This is a genomic window from Trueperella bernardiae (assembly GCF_001469025.1).
GTDB classification, from domain to species: domain Bacteria; phylum Actinomycetota; class Actinomycetes; order Actinomycetales; family Actinomycetaceae; genus Trueperella; species Trueperella bernardiae.
The window spans coordinates 207,080-221,703 of the sequence record NZ_LNIZ01000001.1; the positions used below are offsets into that span (position 1 = coordinate 207,080).

Consider the following 14,624-nt stretch of genomic DNA (forward strand, 5'->3'; position numbering starts at 1 on the left):
GCTGGGGGAATGTTGTTTTCGAAAAAGAAGGGGCCGCTTTCCCAGCGCCGCGCCAAGAAGGTAACGGTCGAACACCTGACCGAGTTCGTGGCCACCCGCCAGGGGGTCGCCGCCTACTTCGAGGCCGCCACCTCGCGTGACCCGAGCTCGATCGTGCTCGTGGCGAGCGACGGGGAATGGACCCGACGCAAAATCCCCAGCATCGCCGACGCCGCTGAGGTCGCCCGCGATCTGGGGATTGAGCTGTATGAGGTGGCCCGCACCGGTTACCCGCGCGAGATGCGCGAGTGGTCGGCGAAGAACCGGGGCCGCTAGTTCTCCACGGCGGCGAGCAGGGTGCGCAGCATGGCGCCGGTGGCACCCTTCGGCATCACCCCGTAGGGCTTGCCGCGGTTGAACGACGGGCCGGCGATGTCCACGTGCGCCCAGTTCGGCGCGTCCACGAACTCCTTGAGGAACAGGCCGGCCACCAGCATGCCGCCGTAGCGCGAGCCGGAGTTCTTCATGTCGGCAACGTCCGAGTCGAGGCTCTCTCGCAGGTGAGCGGGCAGCGGCATGTGCCAGGCGTCCTCGCCCACCTCGCCCGCCAGGTCGGTGAGGGTCTTGGCGTAGTCGGTGCCCATGATGCCGGTGGTGCGCTCGCCGAGCGCCACCATCTGGGCGCCCGTCAGGGTGGCGATATCAATGATGGTCTCGCTGCCCTCGGCGCTGGCCATGAGCAGGCCGTCGGCGAGGACCAGGCGGCCCTCGGCGTCGGTGTTGTTGATCTCTACCGAGGTGCCGTTGCGGTAGGTAATGACGTCGTCGGGGTGGCCGGCGATACCGGAGACCATGTTCTCCGCGATGCACATCCAGCCCACGATGCGGCGCTTGACGCCCAGCCGCGCGGCGGCCACGAGCACCTCGAGCACGGTGGCGGCGCCGCCCATGTCGGTCTTCATCTCGGTCATGGCATTCGACGGCTTGAGCGAGTAGCCGCCCGTGTCGAACGTGATGCCCTTGCCCACCAGCGCGATCGTGCCCTCCGGCGCGCCCTCCGGGGCCCACTCGATGCGCACCAGGCGCGGGTGGCGCTTCGAACCACGGCCCACGTGGATGATGCCGGCGGCGTTGATCTCCTCCAGCGCCTTCTCCCGGTACACGGTGACGGTGCAGCCGGCCGCGCTCGCCTCGTCCTCGGCGATCTGGGCGAGCACCTCGGGGTAGAGATCGTTGGGGGCGAGGTTGACAAGGTCGCGGATACGGTTGCCCGCCTCGGCCAGGATCTCGCCGCGCGCCACGGCGTCGTCATCGGCCTCTGGCAGCACGAGCGCGCCGAGCGGTGCCTTCTTCGGCTCCTTGTACTCGTCGAAGACGTAGGCGCCGAGCAGCGCGCCCTCAACAGCCTCGGCCACCTCGGCGACGGGGGATGCGACGTACAGCTCATCGACCCCGGCGGCAGCGCGCGCGAGCTCGCCAAACTTGTCGCGGGTAGAATCGCCGTTCACGACGACGAACACCAGCTTGCTCGTATCGGCCGGGTTCACTAGCCGGGCAACCCCCTCGCCGGGCTGAAGCGTGGTCAGCGCGGCAACAACGCCGCCAGTGAACTCCGCGTCCTCAACGAGCGTGTCGAGGGTGTAGGACTCGCCATCCTTCGACGCGAGGATCGCGAGGTGGCGAGAAAGGTCCTGGGTGAATTCGTGACAGATAATATTGGTCATTGCCCCAGTATATGTCGCGATAGCCAGAGATTTCTTTCCCGGCCTCCGCGGCTTGGATGGCGGCGGGGTAAACTGAGGCGAACCGAGTTGAGGAGAGGCCCGTGAGCCAAGAACTGACAGACACCCGCACCCGCGCCCACGGGTGGCCCTCCGTCCTCATTTATGCCCTCGGGGTTGGGGCCGTGATCTTCCTGTGGCGGGCCGTGGTGGCGGCCACGAACTCGATGGTGGGCGGGCACTACGGGCTGGCGGTCACCTCCATCCTCGCCGCCCTGTGCTGGGTGCTCGGATTCGCCGGCGCCAAGCACAACGGCCGGCGCATGCGCTACCTGGCCTTCGGGGCGTGGGGGATTAACGTGTTTGCCCCGCTCGCCGGACTGGTGGTGGACTTCCACTACTCCAACCCGTGGTTCGAGGCGGGGCGCACCTACTTCTACCTGCCGACCCTCGGAGCGATTGCGGCCTTCGCGTGGCTCATGTGGTCAAGGCCCGCGGCGATGGCCGCGCGCCAGATGGAAAAGTAGGGCCTACTTCGACTTTGCGCCGCGGGCTTCCTTCATCTCTGCGCGCGTGCCGCCCGCCGGGTATTCGCCCCGTGACACCTGCGGGGCGGGCAGGCGCCAGCGGCGCAGGTAGAAGCACCGGCCGAGCATCTGGAGGTAGAAGCCCGAGGGGACCTCGCCAAACTTGTGCATGGCCGCCTGCTTCGCCCGGCGGCTGACCCACATGGCGTGCAGTAGCATGATGAGGAAGACCACGTACATGCCCCACACTACGGGGATTACGATCTGCGGGAAGCGGCCCTGGAAGAGGATGAGGGGGAGCAGGAGTAGCGCGGCTGGCATGAAGAATGCAGAGATGGGTGCGGCGGCGTCGATGTAATCGCGCCCGAAGGAGCGGATGGGGCCGCGGTGCTGGGCGGGCATGTTGCGCTCGTCGCCCGTGCGCATGGCCTGCTGCTGCTTTTCGTACAGTTCATTCGAGCGGGCGCGCTCTTCGGCCTTGCGTTGGCGCTTTTCGGCCTTGGACAGGGACTTGGTGTCGGCAACAAGGGGGCGGCGGTTGCGCGCTTCGACGTCCTTACGCCGAGGCGTGGGCGCGCCCTTGGCAGCGGTGTAGCCCTTGCGCTGTGGCTCCACAGGAGTGGAGAGCGAGGAGTCTTCCAAATCCGACGTCTTCTTTGATCCGAACACGGCCATCCTTATCTTTGAGCTGTTGGTGTTCAGTCTAACGGCACGGCCCGACATTTCTGGAAACCGCGGCGGTTATGCCCGCCACGGTGTGCGCTAAAGTGGTGGGTATGTACCACGACGTAGTTTCTTCAGTAGATGAATCAATGAACGACTCCCTGGCCGCGCTGTCTGAGCTGGTCGCCATCCCGTCAATCTCCGCCGATTCCTTCGACCAGTCCACCCTTGCCGAATCCGCGCAGTGGATCGCGAACAAGGCCCGCGGCCTCGGCTTTGACACGCGGGTCATCCAGGTCGAGGGCGAGGCCGGAACGGGCCGCCCCGCCGTCCTCGCTACGCGCGCGGGCGAACCGGGCAAGCCCACCGTGGTCCTCTACGCTCACCACGACGTCCAGCCCGTGGGCGACCTGGCCCTGTGGGACACTGACCCGTTCGTGGCCACCGAGCGCGACGGGCGCCTATACGGCCGCGGCACCGCGGATGACAAGGCCGGCGTCGTCGCCCACCTCGCCGCTGTCGCCGCAGCGCGCCCGGGCGTGGGCATCACCCTTTTCATCGAGGGCGAGGAGGAGGTCGGCTCGCCCACGTTCGTCGACTTCCTGCACGCCTACAAGGCCGAGCTCGACGCCGACGTCATCGTGGTGGCCGACTCGAACAATTGGAAGGTGGGCACGCCGTCGCTCACCACCTCGTTGCGTGGCGTCACCCAGGTGTCGGTCACGGTCACCGCGCTCGACCACGCGCTGCACTCGGGCATGTACGGCGGCCCGGTCCTCGACTCGGTCACCCTCGCCTCGCGCCTGATCGCCACGCTCCACAACGACGCGGGCGACGTTGCAGTCGAGGGCCTGCTCGCCACCGACGACACGCCGGTCGACTACCCCGAGGAGGAGTTCCGCTCAGATGCGGGCCTACTGGAGGGCGTGCGCCTGGCCGGCTCGGGTTCGATCACCTCGAGATTGTGGACTAAGCCCGCGATCGCCGTCACCGCCATGGACGTCACCCCCGTCCGCCTCACCTCCAACACGATCTCCCCGTCCACCACCTTCGTGCTCTCCCTGCGCGTGGCCCCCGGCCAGGATTCGGGCGAGGCGGCCGAGAAACTCATCGATCACCTCAAGGCCCACGCGCCCTTCGGCGCGCACGTGGACTGCGTAATCAACGAGCGCGGCCCGGCCTTCCAAGCCTCCGGCCAGAGCGAGGCCTCCCAGCTCATGGAGTGGGCGCTTGGCGAGGCCTGGGGCACGGACCCGGTGGACATCGGCGTGGGCGGCTCGATCCCGTTCATTGCCGACCTAGCCCGTGAATTCCCGCAGGCTCAGATCCTCGTGACCGGCATCGAGGACCCGGACACGCGCGCCCACTCGGCCAACGAGTCGCTCCACATCGGCGACTGGCGTAATGCGATCGCCGCCGAGGCGCTGCTGCTCACCCGGCTCGGCGAGTAGATGCACGTCACCCTCGTCTGCTCCGCCCTCCCCGGGATGGGGCCGCGTGCCGTGTGTGAGCGGGCGAGCGCCGCGTGGCGTGAGGTCCGCCCGTACGACGACGTCCTCGCACTTCTCACGTCCGAAGGCGCGGCCGTAGCCCACGCGGGCACGGGGCTCGACGACGTCGTGCAATCGCGCCACCTGAGCGCCCGGGCGGTTGAGGTGGGCGCCGGGGCGGAGCGGCGAGTGCACTGGGTGTGGGACGGCGGGGCGATGATCGACCTGGCCGATTCCTTTTCCTGGAACGGGCGCCCAGAGGGCTCCACGGCCTTCCTGGGCGCCGACCTCCTCGCGCTGCGCGATGCCGGCGCCCGGCGCATTCACGTGCACCTGCCCGACCTCATGAGCCCCACCGACCTCGGCCGCGGGGTCCTGGGGGAACTGGCGGGGGAGTCCCTCGGGGATGACGGGCTGGGGGCGGCCCTCGAGGCGGCGCGCGCGGCCCTGCGGGATATGGCACTGACCGTCACCTACCCCTCCGACCTGCCGCTGCTCGGGGTCAACGGGATGGCCCGGGCGTGGGCCACCCGTGGCTTCGACGGCTACCGCGCCCAGGACTTCGAACGCGAGGCGGGCGCGTGGATCCACGAGCTGGGTCAGGCCGCGGGTGCCAGCACGCGGCGCTCACTCGTGGGCGCCGATATCGACCCGCGGGCCGGGTACGCGGGCCCGGGAGGGGGACTAGGCCTCATGCTGCAGCTACTGGGGGCATCGACGTCGTTGGTGGGCGACCACCTCGTGGCCGGGCACATCCCGGAAACCGACCTCATCGTCTACGTGCTGGGAACCATCGGCGTGGATCTGCCCTCGGGGCTCCACGCGGCCGCCCGTTCGGGCGAAGAACAGGGCGTGCCCGTCGTCGTGCTCAGTGACGCCGCAGGCATGCGCAAGGGCGAGCTACCCCGCCTCGGGCTGCACGGCGCCTACGAGATGCGCCCCGAACGCTTCGTCGACGACGCGGACACGCTCGCCGACCTGTCCCGCCTGCCCCAGCTCGTCACCACCTCGATGCGCACGATCGCCTCCACCTGGGGCTGGGATTAGGCCTGCCCAATCGATCACGCTCAGCTGAATGGGACGTGGCCAACATAGAGACTGCCAGCGTGAGGCGGTAGTGTGTGTCCAGAACACTATTTTATGGAGGTATTCATGAGCGAAACCGTCGCAACCCACGGCGTTACCCTCACCGAGGTCGCCGCAGCCAAGGTCAAGTCCTTGCTCGAGCAGGAGGGCCGTGACGACCTTCGCCTGCGCATCGCAGTTCAGCCGGGCGGCTGCTCCGGCCTCATGTACCAGCTCTACTTCGACGAGCGTCTCTTCGACGATGACGCGGTGGCGGAGTTCGACGGGGTCGAGGTCCTCGTGGACGCCAAGTCGGCTCCTTACCTTGACGGCGCCACGATCGACTTTGCTGACACGATCGAGCGTCAGGGCTTCACCATCGACAACCCTCAGGCACACGGCACCTGCGCGTGCGGAGAGTCGTTCCACTGAGACCAGAGTTCCCTGCCACGTGGTGGGGAACAACTATGTGAGGAGAAGAATGCGCGTACTTGCTAGTGTGACCGCTCTCGCGCTCGCCTTTGGCGCCGCCGCCTGCAGCTCGGAGTCCGATCTGCAGGCGCCGGAGGAGACCACCACGTCAGCCAACCAGACGCCGGGCACGCAGATGCCCACGCTCGACGATTCGGGGGAGAACCCGATCCTGTCCTTCCCCGACTCGAATGCGCCCGCGGGCTTGAAGGTCGAGGTGTTGGAGAAGGGCGAGGGCCGCGAGATCGCGGCCACCGACACGGTGGTGGCCCACTACGTGGGCCAGGTGTGGGGCTCGGAGGAGCCCTTTGATTCTTCCTTCAGCCGCGGGGCGCCGGCAGCGTTCTCGTTGTCGAAGGTGATCCAGGGTTGGACGCAGGGGCTCGCGGGGCAGACCGCCGGCTCGAAGCTCATCCTGTCCATCCCCTCCGACCTCGGCTACGGTCCGAGCGGTGGCAACGAGGCGGCGGGCATTGGTGAGACGGACACGATCGCGTTCTACATAGAGCTGGTCGACGCATACGGCGTGGACCAGGCGGGCGATGCGAACGCCACGATGCAGGCCGACCTGGCTGACCTCCCCGTGGAGATCGAGGGTGCGCTCGGCGAACCGGTCACGGTTACGGTCAAGGAGGGCGCTGAGGCCCCCACCGGCGAACCCGTGGTGACCGTGATCGCCCGTGGTAACGGCGAGCCGGTCGGTGGCGAAGGCACCACGATCTACGACCAGTACGCGATGTCCTTCTGGGACAACTCCGCCTCCGAAGTCACCTACGGCACTTACGGGCCGCAATCGCAGACACTCGGCGCGGGTAGCTTCTTCGATTCCCTTGCGGGGATCCCGGTGGGTTCCCGTGTGCTCGTGGAGGTCCCGGCCTCCGAGGGCGGTGAGGATGCGGCGGCGCCGGCCTACGCCGTCGTCATTGACATCCTCGGGCAGATCGAAGCCGCGCCGGCCGCGTCGTCCGGCAACTAATCGAGACTCGCCGGCAACTAGTCGAGACACAAAAGTGGGGCCCTCACGGGCCCCACTTTCTTATTGCGTCTTAGCGGACGATGAGGGTAGCGTTCTTCGCGTCGGCGTAGCGGGCAGCCACGTCCTGCCAGTTGAAGACGTTCCACACGGCCTTGACGTAATCGGCCTTGACGTTGAGGTAGTCAAGGTAGAAGGCGTGCTCCCACATGTCGAGCATGAGGATCGGGTAAGTGCCCACCGGGACGTTGGCCTGCTGGTCGAACAGCTGGAAGGTGGTCAGGCTCTTGCTGATCGTGTCGTAGGCGAGGACGGCCCAGCCGGAGCCCTGGATGCCGGTAGCAACCGCGGTGAACTGCTTCTTGAAGTTCTCGAACGAACCGAAGGCCTCGTTGATCGCCTCAGCCAGCTCGCCCTCGGGCTCGCCGCCACCGTTCGGGGAGAGGTTCTTCCAGAACACGGAGTGGTTAGAGTGTCCACCCAGGTTGAAGGCCAGGTCCTTCTGGAACTGGTTGATCTTGGAAAAATCGCCCGCCTCGCGCGCCGCGGCCAGGTTCTCGAGGGCCTTGTTGGCGCCGTCGACGTAGGCCTGGTGGTGCTTGCTGTGGTGCAGCTCCATGATCTTGGCCGAGATGTGCGGCTCGAGAGCGGCGTAGTCGTAATCAAGTTCGGGCAGTGTGTACACCATGTTTCCTCCAACGTTGAACCCGCGGGCCCTCGTGGCCGCGGAGGTCTACGCCCTCCAGTATCTCGCAAGGACAGGCCCATGTGGGTATTAAGTCCGTATATGCGCGCACAGAGAAACTCGTCCCGATCGGCGATCGTGGATGAGTTCTACGAAACTGGCACGAATCGGTAGTATTGGCTCAGAGCCGAGTTAGTGGAGGTAAAAATGACTCAGGACGCTGGCAAGACCTCGGTCGACGTGCTGGTGTATTCGGATAACCGCGATACCCGTAACGATGTGATGAGGGCCGTGGGGCGCCGCGTCGGCAAGGGTCCCGCCATCAATTGGACCGAAGCGGCCACCTGGGAGGGCGCCTACCTCTTGGTGGAGGAAAACCACTTCGATCTGCTCATCCTTGATGGCGAGGCGGCCAAGCTTGGCGGAATTGGCTTTGGAAAAATGGTACGCGACGAGCTGGTGGAGGACATGCCCTACATCGTGCTCATCGGCCGCCCGCAGGACGAGTGGCTGGCGCGCGTGTCCGCGCCGAACGCGATCCTCAACCACCCGGTCGATGCGCGCGCTCTCTCGGCCGCAGTCGCCGATGTCCTTGGGGAGACCCTGAACTCATGATGACCTGGCCGGAGATCACCGCCAAAGTCATTAGCCGCCAGGACCTGACGGCCGAAGAGACGGCCTGGGCGATGGACAAGGTGATGAGCGGTGAGACCTCTCCCGTGTCGCTGGCCGGCTTCCTCACGGCGCTCGCCACGAAGGGCGAGACGATCGACGAGATCCTCGGGCTTGCCGACTCGATGCAGTCCCACGCCACCCCGGTCAGCCTGCCCTCGGATTCGCTCGACATCGTGGGCACTGGCGGCGATCGGCTCCGCACGGTCAACATTTCGACCACGGCCTCCTTGGTCATCGCCGCGGCCGGGGTCAAGGTGGTTAAGCACGGCAATCGCGCCTCCTCCTCGAAGTCAGGCGCGGCCGACTGCCTGGAGGAACTCGGGGTTAACCTTGACCTGCCCGTGGAGGCGGTGGAGCGGATCTTTGATCAGATCGGCATCACCTTCCTCTTCGCCAACAAGTTCCACCCGTCGATGAAGCACGCGGCCACCGCGCGCCGTGAGCTCGCCCTCCCCACCGCGTTCAACGTGCTCGGCCCGCTGACCAACCCGGCCCGGCCCGAGGCAGGCGCGATCGGCGTGTCGAACGCGCGGCAGGCGCCGCTGGTGGCGGGAGTGCTTGCCCGGCGCGGCACGCGCGCTCTTGTCTTCCGCGGCACGAACGGACTCGACGAGCTCTCCACCGCCGCGCCGAACGAGGTGTGGGAGATTCGCGACGGCGAGGTCACCTATCATGACCTGGACGCCACGGCCGATTTGGGCCTGGCGTCCGCCACGGTGGATGATCTGCGGGGTGAGGACGCCCGCTACAACGCGGCCGCCGCGCGTCGGGTGTTGGACGGCGAGCGGGGAGCGGTGCGTGACGCCGTGGCCCTCAATGCCGCCGGCGCGATTGTGGCCGACGGGCGGCTCGAGGGCGTGCGCCCTGGCGACGGGGACTTCGTCACGCGCATGCGCGCCGGTCTGGCGATCGCCGAGGATGCCCTCGATTCGGGCAAGGCCTCCGAGCTGCTGACGCGCTGGGCCGAGCTGGCCCGTGCCGAGAGCGCGCGGGGCTAAGGAGTACCGGGCCAGAGAGTTCGGATACGCGTGTGGGGGGTGACGGCAGCGGCCGTCACCCCCCCCACACCCGACTTCGCGGTGTTTAATCGAGCCCGATGTCGAAGGCCGCCTCGAGGTCAGCCTTGGAAAACTCCTGGAAGGCCAGGTAGGTCTTGACATTTTTGACTCCCGGCACCTTGGCGATGTTGCCGGGGATGACCTGGGCCAGGTCCTCGTGCTGGGGGACAGTGACGAGCGCGATGAGGTCCACGTCCCCCGTCACGGAGTAGACCTGGCGCACCGACGACACCCCTGCCACGGCGTCGGCAACCTCGGGGATCTGATCGACTTCGGCGTCGATCATGACAATGGCTGTGATCATGGGTGCTCCTTTTCGTTCGATCGATAGGCCTAGTTTAGCGGGCCGTGGCCTGGGATTATTCCTCCGCGCGCGACTGGGGCAGCAGGGGGAGGGCCACAGCGTAGCCGCCCGCGAGCGAGCGCGTGAGCAACTCGGGCCGGGCGACCTTGATGAGCCGCACGTCCTCGTGCATGAGCCAGGTGGACAACAGGCGTACCTCGTCTGCTGTGACGTGGGCGGCGAGCTCCGGTACGGGCAGCTGCTCGGTGGCCGCGTCCAGCCACGCACCGAGTGCCTCCGGGTCTTCGCCCGGCCGGGTGGCGGCGCTGGCCCGCAGCATGCCGTAGTCGATCACGACGACGTCGAAGCCGCGCCTGCCCCTGCGCGCGGCCACGATGCGCGGATTGCCCACGAGGCTGCGTAGCTCCTCGAGGCTCTTCGCCCCGCCGACCAGAGCGTAGAGGCGGTCCCGTTCGCCGGCTGCCTGCTCGTAGCGCGCCTCGGCGGCAAGGGAGCGGATCTTGGCCAGGGCGTGCGCGGCCGCGGGCGCCACGTTGCCGGCGAGCGCGCTACTCACTGCGGCTACCGCCTGCTCCTGGGGAGCGCCGGTGAGGCAGGGCGCGTCGCACTTGCCGAGCTCATGCAGGTGGCAGGCCGGGCGCCCGTCGGGGGTGGCGGGCAGGCGCGGCGTACACTCGCGCAGGCCCGTTGCCGCCTGTAACAGCTCGACCGCCCGACTCGCCTGCTTGGCGCTACCAAACGGGCCGAGCACCTGGCCCAACTGGTCGAATCTCACCTTGCGTGTGACCTTGAGGCGCGGAAAGGGCTCGGAGGTAAGCGCTAGCCACGGACGTTGCGCGGAGCGGCGCGACCTGCGGTTGTAGGGCGGGTCCAGTTCGTTGATGAGGCGGACCTCGAGGACGCTGGCCTCGAGCTGGGTGGCGGTGGCAGTAGCCTCCACCGACACCGCTAGGTCGACCATCTCGGCCATCCGTGCCCGGCGTTCTGCCGCCGTGAAGTACTGGCGTACCCGCTTGTAGACGTTGACCGACGTGCCCACGTACAGCACCTCGCTGCCCGGGCCGATGAAGCGGTACACGCCCGTCCCGCGCGGCAGCCCGTCGGCCAGGTGGGCCCGGGCGCGGCGCTTGGCCGGCACCGGGTCCGTGGCAGTCATGAGGTCGGCCAGGTGCGTGACCCCGATCCCGCCCAGGCGGGAGAGGATGGCGTGGAGCAGATCGACAGTCGCCCGCGCGTCGTCAAGCGCTCGGTGGGTGGGCTGAACCTCCGCCCCGCACACGCGCGCGAGCGTGGCGAGCTTGTAGTTCGGAGTCTCGTCGCGGGTAAAGACCTTGCGTGCAAGCCTGACCGTGTCGATCACCGGGTGGGCGGGGAACGAGTAGCCCAGCTCACTGCAGGCGCCCTTGAGGTGGGAGATGTCAAAGCGGGCGTTGTGGGCCACGAACACGGCCGGCTCGGTGCCGACGAACCGGAGGAAGCCGGCCATGACCTCGGCCAAGTCAGGGGCGAGGGCCACCATCGAGTTCGTGATCCCCGTCAGCATCGTGATGTTGGCCGGGATCGGCACGCGGGGATTGACGAGCGAAGTGAACTCCTCGATCACGTCCCCTCCGCGCACCTTGACCGCCCCGAACTCGGTGATGGAGTTGAGGCCGGGCCGCCCGCCCGTCGTCTCCAGGTCCACTACCACGAAGGTGACGTCAAACAACGACGGGCCCAGCTCATCGAGCGCGAGCTGGACGGGCGCGGGCGGGGGAGCGCCCTCGCGATGGGCATGGCGCGGGGTGAGGTCGAGTGAGCGGCCGGGGTGTAATTCAGTCATGCCCCAAGCCTAGAACCCAGCTCCGACAATTAAACTCGGGTGCCGTCGTCGCCCTGGCGGTGGGCCCAGGGCGCGCTGAAATACACGCCGGCGGCAGCCGAGACCAGGCCGATCATGCCAAAGACCATCCACCAGTCGCGCGAGAAGTACAACACGTCGGCCACGCCCAGGATGAAGAGGACTGCGACGGCGCCGGTCACCAGGAAGAACAGGCGTGATAGCACGGGCTGAGAGGCAGGCGCGATGGGCTCGGCCGGCGGCAGGTCGGCCGGATCGAAGGCCTCGTCGTCGACCTCCGCCGGGGTCCACGTGCGAAACTGCTCGCGCGGCCCGCGCTCTATCTCCTGCTGGAGCTTGATCCACTCGCCATCCCAGTCGTGGCCATCTTCTTCACGCATGCGCCCACTCTACCGCGTCACGTGCTAGGCCCAAGCGCACGCACCGGCTTCACGATTGACGCTAAGATTGTGGCGGGCACATGTTTCTCAGTTAAGGAAGGTACCTATGACTATTCGCCGCATCGCACTGCTGACCGCAGGAGGATACGCCCCCTGCCTCTCCACCGCCGTGGGTGACCTCATCGAGCGCTACACCAAGGAGCTTCCCGACGCCGAGATCATCGGGTACCAGCACGGCTACCACGGCCTGCTCACGGGCAACTTCGTGGTGTTCGACGACGAGGCGCGCGCCAAGGCCAACATCCTCACCAAGTTCGGTGGCTCGCCGATCGGTAACTCCCGGGTCAAGCTCACCAACTCCCAGAACCTGGTGGATCGCGGCCTCATTAAGCCCGGCGAGAACGCCCTCGAGGTGGCGGCCGAGCAGCTGCGCAAGGATGGCGTGGACGTGCTGCACACGATCGGTGGCGATGACACGAACACCACGGCCGCCGATCTTGCCGCCTACCTCCACGAGCACGATTACGAGCTGACCGTGGTGGGCCTGCCCAAGACGATCGACAACGACATCGTCCCGATCCGCCACTCGCTGGGCGCCTACTCGGCGGCCGAGCAGGGCGCGCTGTTTGCCCAGAACATCGTGGGCGAGCACCGAGTCAACCCGCGCATGCTCATCATCCACGAGATCATGGGCCGCGGCTGCGGCTACCTCGCCGCGGAGACCAGCCGCTACTACCGTGAGTGGCTCGAGGCCCAGGACTGGGTGCCCTCGGCCGGCCTGTCGAAGGAGCGTTGGGACATCCACGCGCTCTACCTGCCCGAGATCACCTTCGACCTCGACGTCGAGGGCTCCCGCCTGCGCAAGATCATGGACGAGCAGGGCAACGTCAACATCTTCCTCTCCGAGGGCGCTGGCGTGAAGGAGATCGTCGAGGAGATCCTCGAGGACGGCGGCGAGGTGGAGCGTGATCCGTTCGGCCACGTCAAGCTCGACACGATCAACCCCGGCGAGTGGTTTGCGAAGAAGTTCTCCAAGATCATCGGCGCGGAGAAGGTCATGGTCCAGAAGTCGGGCTATTTCTCCCGCTCGGCGAAGTCGAACGAGCGTGACCTGGAGCTGATCGGCCAGATGTGCGACCTCGCGGTCGAGTCCGCGATCAAGGGCGTCTCCGGCGTGGTCGGCCACGACGAGGAGAACGGCGACGTGCTCACCACGATCGACTTTACGCGCATCGCGGGCCACAAGGCCTTCGACGTGACCCAGCCGTGGTTCACGGAGCTCATGGAGGCCATCGGCCAGGACTGGGAGCCCCAGCCCACGGCCGAGTAACGGCTGAGCAACTCATAGAAGGCGGGGAGCGAGCGCTCCCCGCCTTCCGTGTGCCGGACCAGATTCGCGCCGGGGCGGTTTATGCCTAGAATCGTTCTATGTTCGAAGATGCAGATGAGATGACCCGCGAGCTCCTGTCGGCATGGAAGGAGCGCTCGGCCAAGCACCAGCCGGCCTACCCGGACGCGGATTTTCTTGGCACCACGGTCGACTATCTGCGCTCCTTGCCCCCGCTCATCTTCGCGGGCGAGGCCGATTCCCTCACGGCGGAGATGGCGCGAGCCTCCCGCGGTGAGACGTTCGTGCTCCAGGGCGGGGACTGTGCCGAATCCTTCGTGGACGCCACGGCTGACAGGATCCGGGCGAAGATCCGTACGATCCTGCAGATGGCGGTGGTGCTGACCTACTCGGCGTCGGTGCCGGTGGTGAAGCTGGGCCGGATGGCCGGTCAGTACGCCAAGCCGCGCTCGAACCCGATGGAGGGCCGCGACGGGCTGGAGCTGCCCTCCTACATGGGCGACGCCGTCAACGGGCATGCCTTCACCCCCGAGGCGCGTACGCCCGACCCGCACCGGCTGGTAGAGGCCTACCAGCACTCAGCGGCCACCCTCAACTTGATCCGCGCCTTCGCGGGCGGCGGTTTTGCGGACCTGGCGAAGGTCCACGAGTGGAACCGCGGTTTTTCCGCGAACCCCGCCTATCACCGCTACACGGCGATGGCACGCGAGATCGATAGGGCGATGCAGTTCATGCGCGCCGCCGGAGCCTACACCGATTCGCTGAAGACGGTTGATTTTTACTCTTCGCACGAGGCGCTCCTGCTTGACTACGAGGACGCGATGACCCGCATCGATTCGCGCACGGGCCTGCCCTATAACACGGGCGCGCACTTCCTGTGGATCGGCGAGCGCACGCGCGATGCGGACGGCGCGCACGTGGAGATGCTCTCGCACGTCCAAAACCCGATCGGGGTCAAGCTTGGCCCGAACGCCACCACGGACGAGATCCGCGCGCTCATCGACAAGCTCAACCCGGAGGGCAAGGAGGGCCGGCTGACCTTCATCACGCGGCTTGGGGCTGAGAAGGTGGTGGATAAGCTCCCCGAGATCATCGACGCTGTTCGCGACGACGGCCGGCCGGTCACCTGGATGTGCGACCCGATGCACGGCAACACGATTTCGGTGGGGGACTTCAAGACCCGCCGGCTCGACGACGTGTTGGACGAGGTGCGCGGCTTCTTCCGTGTCCATCGCGAGCTGGGCACGATCCCTGGTGGCCTGCACATCGAGCTCACGGGCGACGACGTCACCGAGGTGCTCGGCGGTTCCGAGGCGATCGTGGAGGCCAAGCTGGGCGAGCGCTACGAGACGCTCGTGGACCCGCGCCTCAACCACCAGCAGTCCCTCGAGCTGGCCTTCCTCGTCTCTGAGATCCTGCGCGAGGACTTCTAGCGCAGGGCGCGC

The 14,624-nt window shown here is 67.2% G+C and carries 16 protein-coding genes; 10 read left to right on the top strand and 6 right to left on the bottom strand.

All coding sequences use genetic code 11. The features are described from left to right. Positions 1-9: 9 nt before the first annotated feature. A complete protein-coding gene (locus AQZ59_RS00945) occupies positions 10-315 on the top strand; it encodes a hypothetical protein (RefSeq protein ID WP_062612289.1) in 306 nt (101 codons plus the stop codon). On the opposite strand, the gene AQZ59_RS00950 is transcribed toward AQZ59_RS00945, so the two are convergent. Continuing rightward, positions 312-1,703 (bottom strand): leucyl aminopeptidase, encoded by a 1,392-nt coding sequence (locus AQZ59_RS00950; RefSeq protein WP_062612291.1) that lies wholly within the window; start codon positions 1,701-1,703, stop codon positions 312-314. The two genes, AQZ59_RS00945 and AQZ59_RS00950, sit on opposite strands and share 4 nt — an antisense overlap. Before the next feature lie 101 nt (positions 1,704-1,804). Between AQZ59_RS00950 and AQZ59_RS00955 the strand changes: the two genes are divergently transcribed. Continuing rightward, the gene (locus tag AQZ59_RS00955; protein ID WP_062612292.1) at positions 1,805-2,227 is read left to right on the top strand and encodes a hypothetical protein; all 423 of its coding nucleotides are present in this window, start codon (positions 1,805-1,807) and stop codon (positions 2,225-2,227) included. Positions 2,228-2,230: 3 nt separating this feature from the next. On the opposite strand, the gene AQZ59_RS00960 is transcribed toward AQZ59_RS00955, so the two are convergent. Next, a complete protein-coding gene (locus AQZ59_RS00960) occupies positions 2,231-2,902 on the bottom strand; it encodes a DUF3043 domain-containing protein (protein WP_062612294.1) in 672 nt (223 codons plus the stop codon). A gap of 101 nt (positions 2,903-3,003) precedes the next feature. Here AQZ59_RS00960 and AQZ59_RS00965 point away from each other — a divergent pair, with 101 nt between their 5' ends. The 4 genes from AQZ59_RS00965 to AQZ59_RS00980 all read left to right on the top strand — a co-directional run bounded on the left by AQZ59_RS00965 (position 3,004) and on the right by AQZ59_RS00980 (position 6,892). Beyond that, the gene (locus AQZ59_RS00965; RefSeq protein WP_062612296.1) at positions 3,004-4,341 is read left to right on the top strand and encodes a dipeptidase; all 1,338 of its coding nucleotides are present in this window, start codon (positions 3,004-3,006) and stop codon (positions 4,339-4,341) included. Continuing rightward, positions 4,342-5,427: a hypothetical protein gene (locus AQZ59_RS00970; RefSeq protein ID WP_062612298.1), complete on the top strand. Its 1,086-nt coding sequence runs from the start codon at positions 4,342-4,344 to the stop codon at positions 5,425-5,427. A gap of 105 nt (positions 5,428-5,532) precedes the next feature. Then, complete coding sequence (locus AQZ59_RS00975; RefSeq protein WP_062612299.1) at positions 5,533-5,877, top strand: HesB/IscA family protein; 345 nt, start codon at positions 5,533-5,535, stop codon at positions 5,875-5,877. Between the two features lie 49 nt (positions 5,878-5,926). Next, positions 5,927-6,892, top strand: a complete 966-nt coding sequence (locus AQZ59_RS00980; protein WP_082661064.1) for an FKBP-type peptidyl-prolyl cis-trans isomerase — start codon at positions 5,927-5,929, stop codon at positions 6,890-6,892. 70 nt (positions 6,893-6,962) lie between these two features. Here AQZ59_RS00980 and AQZ59_RS00985 read toward each other — a convergent pair whose 3' ends face one another. Next, positions 6,963-7,577 carry a superoxide dismutase gene (locus tag AQZ59_RS00985; protein WP_062612303.1) on the bottom strand — a complete coding sequence of 205 codons (615 nt, stop codon included), beginning with the start codon at positions 7,575-7,577 and terminating at the stop codon, positions 6,963-6,965. Positions 7,578-7,781: 204 nt separating this feature from the next. Between AQZ59_RS00985 and AQZ59_RS00990 the strand changes: the two genes are divergently transcribed. Together AQZ59_RS00990 and trpD are read left to right on the top strand one after the other, a co-directional pair. Beyond that, positions 7,782-8,189, top strand: coding sequence for a response regulator transcription factor (locus tag AQZ59_RS00990; RefSeq protein WP_062612305.1), 408 nt, complete (start codon positions 7,782-7,784; stop codon positions 8,187-8,189). Then, on the top strand, positions 8,186-9,247 hold the full coding sequence (gene trpD, locus AQZ59_RS00995) for an anthranilate phosphoribosyltransferase (RefSeq protein ID WP_101923443.1): 1,062 nt from the start codon (positions 8,186-8,188) through the stop codon (positions 9,245-9,247). Before AQZ59_RS00990 ends, trpD begins: the two co-directional genes overlap by 4 nt. Before the next feature lie 85 nt (positions 9,248-9,332). On the opposite strand, the gene AQZ59_RS01000 is transcribed toward trpD, so the two are convergent. Genes AQZ59_RS01000 through AQZ59_RS01010 form a run of 3 tightly spaced genes read right to left on the bottom strand, consistent with a single transcriptional unit; the run spans position 9,333 to position 11,831 of the window. Next, on the bottom strand, positions 9,333-9,611 hold the full coding sequence (locus AQZ59_RS01000) for an Lrp/AsnC family transcriptional regulator (protein ID WP_062612309.1): 279 nt from the start codon (positions 9,609-9,611) through the stop codon (positions 9,333-9,335). 55 nt (positions 9,612-9,666) lie between these two features. After that, positions 9,667-11,433 carry a DEDD exonuclease domain-containing protein gene (locus AQZ59_RS01005; protein WP_062612311.1) on the bottom strand — a complete coding sequence of 589 codons (1,767 nt, stop codon included), beginning with the start codon at positions 11,431-11,433 and terminating at the stop codon, positions 9,667-9,669. Between the two features lie 29 nt (positions 11,434-11,462). After that, entirely contained in the window at positions 11,463-11,831 is a 369-nt protein-coding gene (locus AQZ59_RS01010; RefSeq protein ID WP_062612313.1) for a hypothetical protein, read from the bottom strand. 106 nt (positions 11,832-11,937) lie between these two features. On the opposite strand from AQZ59_RS01010, the gene AQZ59_RS01015 reads away from it, so the two are divergent. Both AQZ59_RS01015 and AQZ59_RS01020 read left to right on the top strand, forming a co-directional pair. After that, complete coding sequence (locus tag AQZ59_RS01015) at positions 11,938-13,161, top strand: pyrophosphate--fructose-6-phosphate 1-phosphotransferase (protein WP_062612314.1); 1,224 nt, start codon at positions 11,938-11,940, stop codon at positions 13,159-13,161. A 98-nt stretch (positions 13,162-13,259) separates the two neighbouring features. After that, on the top strand, positions 13,260-14,612 hold the full coding sequence (locus AQZ59_RS01020; protein ID WP_062612317.1) for a class II 3-deoxy-7-phosphoheptulonate synthase: 1,353 nt from the start codon (positions 13,260-13,262) through the stop codon (positions 14,610-14,612). Positions 14,613-14,624: the final 12 nt, after the last annotated feature.

Coding starts and splice junctions, on each gene's coding strand:
- AQZ59_RS00945 (WP_062612289.1), top strand. CDS start 10: ATGTTGTTTTCGAAAAAGAAGGGGCCGCTTTCCCAGCGCCGCGCCAAG.
- AQZ59_RS00950 (WP_062612291.1), bottom strand. CDS start 1,703: ATGACCAATATTATCTGTCACGAATTCACCCAGGACCTTTCTCGCCAC.
- AQZ59_RS00960 (WP_062612294.1), bottom strand. CDS start 2,902: ATGGCCGTGTTCGGATCAAAGAAGACGTCGGATTTGGAAGACTCCTCG.
- AQZ59_RS00965 (WP_062612296.1), top strand. CDS start 3,004: ATGTACCACGACGTAGTTTCTTCAGTAGATGAATCAATGAACGACTCC.
- AQZ59_RS00970 (WP_062612298.1), top strand. CDS start 4,342: ATGCACGTCACCCTCGTCTGCTCCGCCCTCCCCGGGATGGGGCCGCGT.
- AQZ59_RS00975 (WP_062612299.1), top strand. CDS start 5,533: ATGAGCGAAACCGTCGCAACCCACGGCGTTACCCTCACCGAGGTCGCC.
- AQZ59_RS00980 (WP_082661064.1), top strand. CDS start 5,927: ATGCGCGTACTTGCTAGTGTGACCGCTCTCGCGCTCGCCTTTGGCGCC.
- AQZ59_RS00985 (WP_062612303.1), bottom strand. CDS start 7,577: ATGGTGTACACACTGCCCGAACTTGATTACGACTACGCCGCTCTCGAG.
- AQZ59_RS00990 (WP_062612305.1), top strand. CDS start 7,782: ATGACTCAGGACGCTGGCAAGACCTCGGTCGACGTGCTGGTGTATTCG.
- trpD (WP_101923443.1), top strand. CDS start 8,186: ATGATGACCTGGCCGGAGATCACCGCCAAAGTCATTAGCCGCCAGGAC.
- AQZ59_RS01000 (WP_062612309.1), bottom strand. CDS start 9,611: ATGATCACAGCCATTGTCATGATCGACGCCGAAGTCGATCAGATCCCC.
- AQZ59_RS01005 (WP_062612311.1), bottom strand. CDS start 11,433: ATGACTGAATTACACCCCGGCCGCTCACTCGACCTCACCCCGCGCCAT.
- AQZ59_RS01010 (WP_062612313.1), bottom strand. CDS start 11,831: ATGCGTGAAGAAGATGGCCACGACTGGGATGGCGAGTGGATCAAGCTC.
- AQZ59_RS01015 (WP_062612314.1), top strand. CDS start 11,938: ATGACTATTCGCCGCATCGCACTGCTGACCGCAGGAGGATACGCCCCC.
- AQZ59_RS01020 (WP_062612317.1), top strand. CDS start 13,260: ATGTTCGAAGATGCAGATGAGATGACCCGCGAGCTCCTGTCGGCATGG.